The organism is Dawidia cretensis (assembly GCF_018598175.1).
GTDB lineage: Bacteria > Bacteroidota > Bacteroidia > Cytophagales > Cyclobacteriaceae > Ohtaekwangia > Ohtaekwangia cretensis.
Genome location: NZ_JAHESE010000065.1, coordinates 1 through 13068, shown reverse-complemented (window position 1 = coordinate 13068; position 13068 = coordinate 1). Strand labels below are relative to the sequence as shown.

The following is a 13068-nucleotide window of genomic DNA, read 5'->3' as shown; positions in this document are numbered from 1 at the left end:
AGTCTTACGAATAGGTACCCCACCGGCTAGTATTGACAAAAAATAACTGTTCTGATTCTATTTCCAAAGATATGAGTGTTAAGCATCAAGCGTTAGCGTGGATGCGGTCACTTGTGCCTGCGTTAATGCCAGTGTTCAGACTGGCGAGTGGCCTCGCTCAATGCTAATTGCGATGACATCCGCCAGCTTACTTCACCAGGTACCGCTCCGTCCATGTACGACTGGAATCATTCACCCGAATCAAATACAATCCGGGCGGCACCGCAGGAAGCGTTACGGAGATTTTTGAATTGGTAACGCGATACTCGTCGTTCATAACTCGTTTGCCTTGAGAGTCCAGGAAGGACAAAGAAACCATCGGTGCCGCCGGATTCACCAGGATTGTAACATCGTTCGGCGCGCCGCTTTTTCCAGGAACAGGATACATAACGATACTACCTTCCTCCGATGACCCTATCTCCGCGCCAGCGACCCTTGCCACCGGCGAGCCAATATATAGCTGTGACGCAGGCACAACTTCTCTGACCTGCAGTACGCTCGACCATTCCAGCTTGGCCTTGGCGCCATAAGCATTCTCATAATACTCCATCCGGATATCGTACAGTTGTCCGGCATTCAGTAAGATGGTACCGTATACAGTAGCGCCGCCGTCATCCTTCCATTTATTAACAATCAGTTGATTGTTTACCCAAAGCCTTCCGCCGTCATCATTGGTGATGTAAAAAGTGTAATCGCCCGAATAGCGCGGTTGAACCTGGCCCGTCCACCGGGCGGAGAATTGATCCACATTGATGCCCGTAGCAGGAGACCCCGACGCCCAGTCAAAATTCACCACGGCATCCGTACGCGTTAGCACCGGCGTTTCGAAATTCGTCCCGTTAAAATAATTGCCCGTCAATCCGGTTCCCGTGCCGTTCACCGGCGCGACATCCGGCATGAGATCAATTTTCCAGCGTTGCGCATCGTTGTTAGGGCCATCATTCCACTGGCCCACGTTGGTGCCGGGTTGTGCGCTGTTGTCCGATACATCCAGACACTGTGTGGTTCCTTTGTGCGTAAGTTTAAAATAGCTGCCGATCAAATCGAGCTTCCACCGTTGTGCGTCATTGCCCAGGTCATTGTACTGCTGCACATTGGCGCCCGCGGTGCTGCTATTCCCGGCAACATCCAATACCATCGTAGTACCTTTATGCCGCAATTTGTAATAGCCGTCCGACTCCAGGGTAATGTACCAGCGCTGCGCATCATTGGTGTTGTCTGTATATTGCTGCACATTGGCTCCGGATTGATTACTATTGCTCGCGACATCCAAACACTGATTGGTTCCTTTATGCATGAGCCGGTATAAACCACCGGGGACGATCGGAGCCTCAATCAGGTCCAGCTTCCAGCGCTGCGCATCGCTGTTGTTGTCCGTATGCTGTCGCACATCGGCATTGGGTTGATTGCTGTTATTCACCACGTCGAGACATTGATTCGTGCCTTTGTGTGTGATTTTGAAATATCCGCCCGACATAGCTTCCAGTTTCCAGCGCTGGGCATCGTTCCCCAGATCTGTATATTGTTGCACATCCGCATCGGATTGATTGCTGTTATCGACAACATCCAGACATTGATTCGTGCCTTTGTGTTTCAACTTATAGAATCCATCGGACTCTAACGTGATCACCCATCGCTGTGCGTCATTATTATTGTCAGTATATTGCTGCACATTGGCGCCGGGCTGGCTGCTATTGGCCGCAACATCCAAACACTGATTGGTACCCTTGTGTGTCAGTTTGTAGATGCCGCCCGACACGACCGACTGTGTGGCGCAGGAATTGTCGGGTACGCGCGGTACAACACCATAGTTTGTCATGTTGACGTTGTCAATCAAACCAGCATCGTTAAAATACATCCGATCGATACATACCTTTCGGTCTCCACCCAGACCATTCTCGTAGCGATGGTAGACGATGTAGTATTCATCACAATCTCCAATTTTTAAAACCGCATGGTGACCAGGGCCTTTGTCTTCACTGTTGGATTGTAAAATGACGCCCCGGTACGTCCACGGGCCGGTAGGGGAGTTGGATGTAGCATACCGAACATTGTAGGTGTCGTTATACCAGGCACCATTGGAATACATCATATAATACACGCCGTTTCTTTTTACCAGGAACGGTGCTTCCGTATAGTTCGGCGGCGTGATGTTCGTTGCACCCGTGGCCAATGAAATCATATCGGGGTTTAATTTTCGAACCACCATCTGCGCCCCCGACGATCCGCCATAATAGATATATGTCTGCCCATCGTCGTCTATGAACACCATGGCATCAATAATATCGTTGGTGTAGGGATCGGTGCCGATAAGAGGAGATCCTAAATCGGTAAAGGGACCAATCGGCGTATTTCCTACCGCCACGCCAATTTTGACTTCAGCGGTATAATAAAAGTAATACTTGTTATTTCTGAAAGCGACGCCGGGAGCCCATCCATTGTTCTCGGCCCACGTGCATTGCGGACCAATGTCGAAGATTACACCTTCGTCCTTCCAGTTTGTCAGGTCGAGTGATGAATAGGCGTGGAATTTTTTAGTATCCACAGATGTCGTGTAGATATAGTACAGGCCATTAAAATAGTGGATTTCCGGATCTGCTCCGTTGATGAGCGGGTTACCCGTAAATTGAATTTGCGATTGTGCGTGTGTCCAAACAAGAAGCATTGCAAGCAGGGCAAAAACTTTTGTGGCTTTCATAGGGTGGTGATTTAGGGTTCTCAACTACTAGTGCACAATCGGGCGCTTTTTTACTCTGATGTTATATTATTTTTTTTTGGACCGCGGAGTTTCATGGCAGATGCATTAGCAATACCGGCCGAGGGACACCGCCGACAAAGCATTAAAAACGCAAAATTAGCTGCGAGTGCCCAGTAGAATATGAATCGGAGGCTATCGGCCGGGAACTACTCGCGCGCCCGCACGTGCAACTTCCATAGTTACCGGTAAGTGTCATCGCACTACCCGGAAAAATCCGGTAAGGAGTTGCTCAAATGTCGAGTTGTTCAATATATACCCAATAATTGACCAAATCTTGATGAATAGATGTTCAATACTTAAATAGCTATTGGATATACTCCTTTTAAATATTCCTTTTTAAAATAATATTTACTGAGAATATAGATAATTGAAATGCTTTTCATAGATTCGAGTCAGGCACCGTTAGAATAGTTGATGTTGTCTAAAAAACCCTCGTTACCCTAAAACCAATCGATTATGCCCTTTCTTGAAGGACCTTTCGCCTTTACCGGCAAATTAGACATGTTCAGCGCGTATCGCATGCGCGGCGTCGACGGGATCGTTGTTCGGCGAAAAGGCGGCCCCAGCGCCGAAAAAATAAAAACAGGCGAAAGCTTTAAAAATACGCGTCGCACCATGTCGGAGTTCGGCGGCTGCTCGCGCCTCGGCAGCTATGTACGCAAGGCACTCATTCAAATCCGTCACCTGTCGGACTATAATTTTGGCAGCGACATCAACAGCGTGATGCGCCAGGTACAACTGCGCGACGGCACCGGCGAATGGGGGCGCCGTCGTATTACACTCTCCGAACATACGCGCCTGCTCGAAGGTTTCTCCACCACGAAAAAAGCACCGACCTTCGATTCGATCGTGCGCGCCCCGGTATACTATACCATGGATCGCCGTGATCGTTCCGCACGCGTGGATATTCCCGAGCTGCTCCGCGATATTAATTATTTTCCGCAGAACAACCATGCCATGTTTCGTCTAACGATCACGCTGGGTATTGTGCCCGACGTGACATTCGACGTCCCCTCGAAGGAATACTTACCGCCGGCGTGGTATAGCCGGGAATACAATTCTATCAGCGTATCAACAGATTGGAATCCGTCCCTGGAAGGGATGCCAGGCACCACACTGGAGCTGGCGATGAAGGCGCTCCCGCCGGATGACTCGTGGACGTTGATGCTGTCGGTTGGGATTGAATACGGCGCGTTTCGCCAGAATGGAAAGATCGAGGAAGTGCGACGGTTTGGTGCCGCGAAGATTATGGCCTTGGTGGGAAAAGATGGCATACCGGAAGACAACGATAACGACGACCCGATCGAAAACAAGGAAAAGCATGTTGTGAAACCCGAGACCGTACGGGAAGAGGCTCCGGCCATAGAATCTCCGCGCGAGCCGATGGCAATGACCAGCCCGGACGTACGGTACGTATACACGGTAAAAGAGGCCGCAGCCGAAAAACAAGAAGTCAGTGTCTGTGGTTATACTATTCCGGCGGCGGCGTGGCAAGACGTGCACGATGTCAATACAACGCAAAATGCTGTATCTTTGTATGAAGCCTCAGGCATACCCCGTGATGGCGTAAAGCCTTATGTCGCTTCTTTCATAAAAACTCCGTCGACCATGTCATACACTGTTTTTTTCAGAGCGGCGAAGCAAATCGTTCCAGCAGACAATTTTATCCGTGAACAACCTCTGGCACATCAGGCGGTGTTAAAAACAATAACCGATGCGTTAGCGGCACAAGGGACGATTACGCATCCACAAGCAAAGAGAAATTCCAAAGGCGACTGGTCGCTGCTACTCGTGGATAACGGGGATGCGTATGTCTACACCCTTTTTATCAGTACGTTTGAGCGGGCTGAAGCAAAGAAGGAAGTCAATGCCGAAACTCCACAGAAGAGAGGCGTACTGACAATCATCGATCCGTCCGGGCCCAGGGACTCCACGGGAGGTTCTCATCCCGGCTATTGGTTTGTGGAGCAGTATGTAAACTTTCTTCCGGAAAATCAGCGGGCGTTATTTACCGAGACGGTACATCAGATTGAGCATAATATTCCGTCTAGAAACTACAGTTTGAACAGTGACGGATCGGTATCCATTCATATACTGGAGACGGGAAAGACAGCGACTATTTCGCTGACCTGCCGCGCTGCATGGGTTTAGCGTAGGTACAGCAGTGGTGTGCAAAATCCTTCGGTGTTTTTTAATAGAAGACATCCGGAAAGCTTTTGGCCAAATTCGGGGTATGAACCTAAAACATCATTTACCCGTATTTTTCCTGCTGCTGATTAGCGTTTGGGGCTTCTCGCAATCAAATCAAATAGCCATTAAAGAGGACTTTAAACCTTCCACGCTGAATCAGCCCGGACAGGAATATCCGCAAGTCAATTCGCAAGGGTATGCCCGATTCCGGATTCAGGCACCGGCTGCCGATAGTGTCAGGGTTAGCCTGGGGCTTGGCGGAAAGGGTGGGACTAAGCTGGCAAAAGCAGAAGACGGCTATTGGATGGGCACAACGGCGGGCCCGATGGACGAAGGATTTCACTATTACAATGTCAATATCGATGGCGGCAAGTTTAATGACCCGGGTGCCTTGAATTTCTATGGCTCGGTGCGGTGGGAGAGCGGGATTGAAATTCCTGCGCATGACCAGGACTTTTATGCGCTTAAAGATGTGCCGCACGGAAACGTTCAGCAGATCCTCTTTCCGTCTAAAAGTACCAATACATCACGCAGGGCATTTGTGTATACACCTCCCGGCTATGAAAAGAACCAGTCAACCCGATATCCGGTATTGTATCTGCAGCACGGATGGGGCGAGGATGAAACAGCCTGGACGAACCAGGGCCGCGCTAACCTGATCATGGACAATCTGATTTCTGAGGGTAAGATTAAACCGTTCATTATTGTCATGACATATGGAATGACGAACGAGGTGAAGTTCGGTCGTATAAGAGAATTCGATGTCAAGTATTTTCAGGCTGTTCTGGTTGACGAGCTGATTCCTTATGTTGATAATACCTTTCGTACGATGGCTGAACAGCGGCATCGTGCGATGGCCGGACTGTCCATGGGAGGGATGGAAACCCGTATGATCACCATGAACAGACCCGATGTGTTCTCGCATTACGCATTGCTGAGTGGTGGCACCTATAAGCCGGAAGATATCAGCGACAAGTCAAAAGTAAAGCTGGTCTTTCTGAGTTGTGGAAGCAAAGAAAGACCAGACGGTGTTAGGACTGCTGCTGTAGCATTGAAGGAAGCGGGGATAAATTCTGTTTCTTATATTTCAGAGGGTACTGCTCATGAGTTTCAGACATGGAGGAGAAGCCTGCATGAGCTCGCACCGCTTTTGTTTAAGAATTGAATGGATCTCGCGCCCCGATTATTTTGCGTCTTTTATTCAACGACTTTTGCAAGGTATAGATGCTATCACTTTCCTGGCTTAGTGGTGAGAAAGCTGTTCACGTCGAGCCAGTGCAGGAAGGCGTCGAACCATCGGTTGCTGGTTCGGCCGGGATTTCCGAGGCCGAAGCCGTGTCCACCGTTTTGATAAAGGTGAAACTCGACAGGGCGTCCCGCCTTGAACCAGGAATCGACAACGCCAAACTGACCCCGGAAAAGGAAGTCATCGGTGGCGATTACATTGAACATAGGCGGAGCATTCTTTGGCACCTCTACCGGTCCCATGCCGCCATAGATCGGGCCGATAAAGTCGAGTTGCATAGACTTCGAATGAAGCGTGCAGTGCATCGTGAGACCCGCTCCCGCTGAAAACCCGATCATGCCTAACCGTGACGTATCAATACCCCATTCCGTGGCGCGCCTGACGATCATGGCGTAGGCTGTCTCCGCGTCTTTGAGCTGGTTGGACAGATCCATGCGTGGAGGACTGGCTGGGGCTTTGTCTTTTGTTGATTCCGAGGAAGGAGTTGCTGCAGCGAACGTTCGATTCATCGACTCTTTAAACGCGTCAAGAGACTCCGGGGTAGGGTGGAGCCTATATTTGAGCACGAATGCCGCGATGCCACGGTCTGCCAACGCCTGGGCGACTTCCCAGCCTTCGTTTGACAGCGACAACCATCTGAAGCCACCACCCGGCGCCACAATTATGGCCGCGCCATTTGCCTTTCCGGGTTTAGGCAGGAAAGGAGTGAGTGTAGCCGTGGTAATATTACGCGCCATCGGGTCGCCCCACTGACGGAACCAGGTCTCCGACGTGGGTTGGCCTTCCACACCGCCGGTACCGAGCAGAATCGCGTTTGGTTCTGCCGGGGCTTTGAGCGGATATATTGTACCGTCCTGCGCCAGGGCAGATACAGTGACGACGAGTAGAGAGGCCTGAATAGCCACTTTCGTCAGCTTGGTAATTGTACTGAACATGATGAAATAATTTGGGTTAAAGTTTTCTCTACTAAAATTACTTGTATTTGGTACAATTCATAATACAATTATGGATTTTGTCATTTAGCCGTGATGATCGGCCGTGGCAGGACATGTGATTTTAAATCGTCGGCCGGGAGCCTGCCGACGTGATGTCTTCGTCAGATGGTCAATTGAAAGAAGCCCTGAATTCCAGCGGCGACTGGTTGGTCTTTGTCTTGAATAATTTGTTGAACGATTGGGGGTGGGCAAAGCCCAGGTCGTAGGCAATTTCGCTGACGGACAAATTCGTTGTTGATAATTTTTCTTTTGCTTTCGCGATCAATTTGTCGTGGATGTGCTGCTGTGTGTTTTGCCCGGTCAGTACTTTTAGCAGGGTGCTTAGATATTTGGGTGAGATAGTTAGTGCCGTGGCAATATCGTGTACCTGGGGCAGTCCTTTTGTGCTTACTTCGTCACTATTAAAATAGTCTGCCAGCAATTTCTCCAGGCGCTCCAGTATTTGATGATTGGCATTCTCGCGGGTAATGAACTGCCGGTTGTAAAATCTGTCGGCATAGTTTAGAAGGGTTTCGATCTGAGAGATAATGATCTGTTTACTGAATTTATCAATGTTGGCGTGATACTCCTGTTGGATGTTTTGCGTGATGTGGTTGATCGTTGCTTCTTCCTTTTCGGAAACAAACAAGGCTTCGTTTACCGAGTAGTCGAAATAGTCGTATTGTTTAATGGTGTTTGCTAACGGGGTGTTCCACAAAAAGTCTGGGTGAATCAGCAGCATCCAGCCGGACTTTTCGGTAGTCGCCGTTGGATCAGCCTCGATTCTGAAGACCTGGTTAGGTGAAATGAAAAACATCACACCCTCGTCAAAATCATATTCTTGTTGGCCGTATCGTAGTTTTGCATTTAAGCCTCGCTTCAGCGAAATGTTGTAGAAATCAAGAACCCAATTGGTCTGGCTGAGCTCCGGTGGGCGAACAATTTTTGAGTAATCGACAATACTGATCAGCGGGTGCTCCGGCTTGGGCAGGCCTCTCAGCTTGTGAAATTCGCTTATCGTTTTTATTCGTTGGGTTTTCGGGGCTGCCATAATTGTTATCTAGCGACCATACTGGTTGGGTATTCACCCATGCAAAAATCGACAGAAATCAGACCTCTAATGTAGCCAAATGCCACATTCTTGTAGTCTAAACGGAAGCGAATCAGCCATGCGTGCATTGGGTTTGTACACGCATGGTCACTTCATTGATTATTCTTTGTGATAGGCGGCAGCAAATTGTTTGGCGAATGCTTCGAGCTTCACTTTTCCCAACGTCGGTTTGTTGCGATAATAATCCTCATACAACAAACCGCTGCCCTGGCTGGCTTGCATCTCCATGAATCCGTGCGCGAGTTGGGCATTGAAGCCGATGTTCAGCCAGGCGTTCAGGAGTTGCTCATCCGGGATGACCTGCCATGGCAAATCGGGCTTACCGATGGCTGCGCCCAGTGCTTTTGCAATTTCGTTCGGTGAAACTTCATCGCTTGCCACGTATCGGATTGTTCTTCCTGCAAATGGCCTGTCTATTTCTTCCGCGATGGCTGCGGCAATATCGAAAGGCGAAGCCCAGGGTTCTTTTTTGTCGCCTCCATAATTTGAAATGATGGCCCCTTTCGTTTTGATGGTGCGGATGAGACCAAACATGTTGGTATAGAATCCAACGGGGCGGATAAATTTGATACAGACGTCATCGGGCAATTGCTTCAGGATGTTTTCGACATTGTTATGAAAACGAAGGATGCCGTTTCCTTTTTGCATATGGGCTCCGATACTGCTAAGGTGTACGACTCGCTTTACACCTGACTGTCGAACTGCCTGGCGGTAATTATTTCCGATCTCGTTGATGGAACCAATGAAGTCGGCTTCCTGATCGAAAAAGTCACCCACCGCCTCCAGCGTTTCCATGAGGTAGACGATGTCTGCGTCTTTGAATGTAGCCGATAGAAAATCGACATCAAACATACTGCCTATGGCGGCCTTTGCACCGAGTGATTCAATGTCTTTGCGTCTTTCGATCTTACGGGTGATGACGGTGACAGCGTGGCCTTTTTTCACCAGCTCCTGCGTGAGTGGCTTTCCCACATTGCCTACTGAGCCTGTTAATACGATGTTCATATCTTTTTTTGATTTTGTTGATACAAAAGTCATCAGTAGGCGGGAGCCGAAAGTAGGCGAAAGTCAGATTGTGGTAGTCAAAAGTCGGCGAACCAATTGCGCGTACGGCATGAAGATGTGAGGACAAGGATGGTCGTGCGTTGGTATGTATGCGCTGCGAAAGAAGAACGTGAAGACGAAAGTTAAATTCGTGCCGATAGAATATAGTAAGTGTACGGTCGAATGTTCCGAAGCTTAGGTCGGTTTTTTCGTAACGTGAAATGCTGGTTGTCCAAGAGATTATACGGGCGGAGCGGGGTGTTGAGGTTTTTAATACGTTTTAGTATACTTTACTTTATATAGCATGTCTTGAAGTATTTTATTTGTCTATTAAGTTTGTTTGTATTGTAGGAATACATCCAGGTGTATGATACTATAATTTTATATAGCGGCCGCCATATTGTTCTTTGATATCTCCGCGGAAAATGGATAGTTTCGTCGATAAATTCCCAAACCTCTATGAAAACAAAAAATCTGATCAGATGTGCATGTATTTTTATGTCCTGGATGTTGTTTTTTTCCTGCGGTGGCGACGATAAGGAAGGCCTGGTTAAGGATATTGATCCGTCAGATGCGAATGCATTAAGCCAGGTGCTGGTCATGCCCGACGGTGTTGATCGAACTTCCGGAAATCTGCCTACTCCTACAACCACTCCCGAAACACCTGATGTGGAAGCAGAAACTCCCGAGATTACTTCGTCAAATGGTAACACCTTCGTGCTGGTGTTCAGCTATTCAAATGTTGACGGCAACCTCGCCGGTATATACGTGCAAGTTGCGGGCGCCAATTCTCATTTCGATGTTCCGGTTGCCGCGGGCTCCGGCAGCAGCGGTCAGATATCACTTCCCATTGGGATACCGACCAATGTGCTGGAAGGAACATTTGCCCTCAATTTTTCTATTTACGACGGTGACAATCATGTCAGCGATGTTACGACGGCACAGGTAGACGTATTAAAACTTGGATCCGGATCGCTGCAGATCAGCCTGTCATGGAATAATACGTCTGACCAGGATCTTTACGTAGACGATCCAATCGGAACCTCTATACATTATAGCTATCCAACGTCTGAATCCGGCGGTGCGCTCGACCGTGATGACACAGATGGATACGGCCCTGAGAATATCTTCTGGAGTGAAAATGCTCCGGATGGTACCTATACAGTCTCGGTCAATGACTACGATCATACCAGTGAGCCCACCACGTTTATAGTAACCATTAACGCGCCCGGTAAGAGTAGGACCTTCACCGGCACTACACAGGGAGGCAGTACCGCCGAGGTGGTGACGATTACGAAATCAGGCTCGACCTACTTGTTCTGATCTTTTATACGCCGGAATTTCACACATGGTCTTATCAGGCTCCGCCAACGATCGTTGGCGGAAAACCTGATCCTTTGTATGATCAAATGCTAATCTTTACTATCTGCGTTATACCATGAAAAGAATCCTTCTTTTTTCGATCGTCATTCTATTCTTTGCTTCTGCAAAGACCATTGCTCAGGAAGAAGGCATTATTAAAAAAAAGAAAAGGATAGAACTTGACAGGGGTGTTCACATAGGCATCGGCCCATCGTTGACACTGGGCAACAATATCGGTGACTACAGTTCCGGGTATAATCTGGAATCGGGCTTTCGGAAACGGCTCAATAGTATTATTTCCCTGGGGGCCAGCGTATCATACATCCATTTTCGCTACGACCCCCAAAAGACCACCGACGATCTCGGGCAGGCGTATGTAGGATACAACCAGGACGGGTACTGGGACGGCCGTATCGTGAAATTGAATGGTGGTGATCTGAACCTGGTTTCATCGTCATTTGATATCAAGATCAATTTTGTTCCAGTACACGACGATTCGAAGTTCTCGTTCTATGGTCTTGTCAAACCTTTCATCAGCATGTCATCTTTGAGCAAGATCACGGCCACCATAGATTACTATAAGAATAATACCGTCGATCGTTCACCAAACCACTGGGACTATGTGAAAACGAGTCCCGGTGAAGTTGAAAGCGAAGCAAAATTCACGGGTGGAATTTTTGTCGGTCCAGGCATGGAGCTGAATCCGGCGGGCAATCTTTCTTTTTTTGCGGAAGCTTCCTTCGGGTATACATTTCCCATAACGTTTATCAGTACGGAGGCATATGATAGCACGCTTGAGGATTTTGAGGACGAAGACTTTCCGCTGGCAACAAATGGATTTCCTTCCATGAATGTGTCTGTCGGTATTTCCTATAATTTTTAAATCAAATTAATGGCGGTCATGGTTCAAAAACTATTCCTGGTTCTCGGGTTGATGTTCCTGGCCGGCAGTATGCAAGCTCAACACCAGTTCTATGATAAAGGCTGGGATAGTTATAATACAGGGAAGTACGATGAGGCCATAAACCTGTTCTCCGAGTTCCTCCCGAAAAGAAACCGCGATAAGGCAAAGGATGTGGAAGTCTACTATCTCCGGGGTCTGTCGTACTACAGGACCGGGAGTTACAAAAACGCCATTGCTGACTTCGACGAAACACTGCGACGGAATCATGCCAATAAAGGAAATATTTACTGGTTCAAAGCTGAATGTCATAATCATCTGAACGAGCATCTGGAAGCTATTGTGGAATATACCCATGCGCTGCGGGAGTTTGACAACGATAAGGGTGCCAAAACGAAATTGCTCGTCGCGCGCGGACAACTCTACGTGAAAATAGGACAGGTTGCTAGCGCCGGCGAAGACTTCGGTGATGGCCTGGTTCTTAATCCGGACTATGCTGAATTGATAGAGCTTGCTGCTGTGTATCCTCGTGTTACAGCGTCGCCGTCAGTAGATCAGAAAAACACTACACCCGTTATGCCATGGGGCGTTGGGGAGACTGAGCCTATTGTCGCTATTCCCACGGAACGCGATTCAACTGGCAAGCTCGGTAAATCCAACCCGGATCCGGAGACGCATAACGGAAATGGGCCCGGTGCAACCCGGTATAAATCTAAAGATTCTAAAAAGAATACTCCGGTAGAGGGTGCACCTACAACCGATGGAAGGAATTCAGTTCCTTCTCATCAGCCAGTGGACGAGGGATCCGATGGACCTGTCTGGAATTGGATAGAGCGAAATCTCTGGCTTATTTTGTCTCTAAGCGTCATGATTGTGTTTTTTGTGAGGGAATCTAAAAAAAACAACCCCGATTTAGATTCAGGAGACGAGATCAGTAAAGCCGAAAAGCGAGTACCCTATGCACGGTATTTGCGTGTCATACTGGCCATAATAACCGTTCTGGCGTTGATAAAGACCTATCAAATCAGCTATAAGCTTGCTTTATGGGGAACAGTAGTGGCAATTTTCCTGATGACCATTATCCTTGTGCTGGACCGGTTGACGAAGGAGAAGTCTTCGGTTTTTAGAGGTCCGGCCGTTGCGATACTTTGGACCATTTCAGGCGTTTTTATCCTGGCCATCATACTTCTGTTCACGTCTGTATTCTTTCGGCGCCCGCTGGATCTGACTTTTGTAGTTAAGTAAACCCTTTAATTAGGTTATCGGTATTGCCGAAGAGATTGAGACATCGTTGGCGAGATCTGTCTCGTGCGTCATGACTAGCTGGCCTCTTCGATTTTTACTTTGATCTTTTTCAACTTTTCATTTTTAATGCCGGTCATTGCCTGCTTCAGGTGGGTACGTCGGATGGCTGCATACGAGGCGTGGTCGAGCGTGGTGATC

At 48.3% G+C, this 13068-nt stretch carries 10 protein-coding genes; 6 read left to right on the top strand and 4 right to left on the bottom strand.

The genetic code is table 11. The features are described from left to right. Positions 1–187 precede the first annotated feature (187 nt). Entirely contained in the window at positions 188–2737 is a 2550-nt protein-coding gene (locus tag KK062_RS29400) for an RICIN domain-containing protein (RefSeq protein ID WP_254087972.1), read from the bottom strand. A 516-nt stretch (positions 2738–3253) separates the two neighbouring features. On the opposite strand from KK062_RS29400, the gene KK062_RS29395 reads away from it, so the two are divergent. Further along, the gene (locus KK062_RS29395; protein WP_254087971.1) at positions 3254–4948 is read left to right on the top strand and encodes a hypothetical protein; all 1695 of its coding nucleotides are present in this window, start codon (positions 3254–3256) and stop codon (positions 4946–4948) included. A gap of 82 nt (positions 4949–5030) precedes the next feature. Next, positions 5031–6152: an alpha/beta hydrolase gene (locus tag KK062_RS29390; protein WP_254087970.1), complete on the top strand. Its 1122-nt coding sequence runs from the start codon at positions 5031–5033 to the stop codon at positions 6150–6152. A gap of 65 nt (positions 6153–6217) precedes the next feature. Here KK062_RS29390 and KK062_RS29385 read toward each other — a convergent pair whose 3' ends face one another. The 3 genes from KK062_RS29385 to KK062_RS29375 form a co-directional block, all read right to left on the bottom strand. Next, positions 6218–7168 carry an alpha/beta hydrolase gene (locus KK062_RS29385; RefSeq protein WP_254087969.1) on the bottom strand — a complete coding sequence of 317 codons (951 nt, stop codon included), beginning with the start codon at positions 7166–7168 and terminating at the stop codon, positions 6218–6220. Between the two features lie 169 nt (positions 7169–7337). Beyond that, a complete protein-coding gene (locus KK062_RS29380) occupies positions 7338–8258 on the bottom strand; it encodes an AraC family transcriptional regulator (protein ID WP_254087968.1) in 921 nt (306 codons plus the stop codon). A 159-nt stretch (positions 8259–8417) separates the two neighbouring features. Beyond that, complete coding sequence (locus tag KK062_RS29375) at positions 8418–9323, bottom strand: NmrA family NAD(P)-binding protein (RefSeq protein ID WP_254087967.1); 906 nt, start codon at positions 9321–9323, stop codon at positions 8418–8420. Positions 9324–9821: 498 nt separating this feature from the next. Between KK062_RS29375 and KK062_RS29370 the strand changes: the two genes are divergently transcribed. From KK062_RS29370 to KK062_RS29360, 4 genes are read left to right on the top strand one after another with little or no spacing between them, the layout of a single operon-like run. After that, positions 9822–10685: a YfaP family protein gene (locus tag KK062_RS29370; protein WP_254087966.1), complete on the top strand. Its 864-nt coding sequence runs from the start codon at positions 9822–9824 to the stop codon at positions 10683–10685. A 6-nt stretch (positions 10686–10691) separates the two neighbouring features. Then, positions 10692–10778: a hypothetical protein gene (locus KK062_RS31145; protein WP_369075191.1), complete on the top strand. Its 87-nt coding sequence runs from the start codon at positions 10692–10694 to the stop codon at positions 10776–10778. Between the two features lie 22 nt (positions 10779–10800). Then, positions 10801–11607 (top strand): hypothetical protein, encoded by an 807-nt coding sequence (locus KK062_RS29365; RefSeq protein ID WP_254087965.1) that lies wholly within the window; start codon positions 10801–10803, stop codon positions 11605–11607. A gap of 9 nt (positions 11608–11616) precedes the next feature. Continuing rightward, positions 11617–12870, top strand: coding sequence for a tetratricopeptide repeat protein (locus tag KK062_RS29360; RefSeq protein WP_254087964.1), 1254 nt, complete (start codon positions 11617–11619; stop codon positions 12868–12870). Positions 12871–13068: the final 198 nt, after the last annotated feature.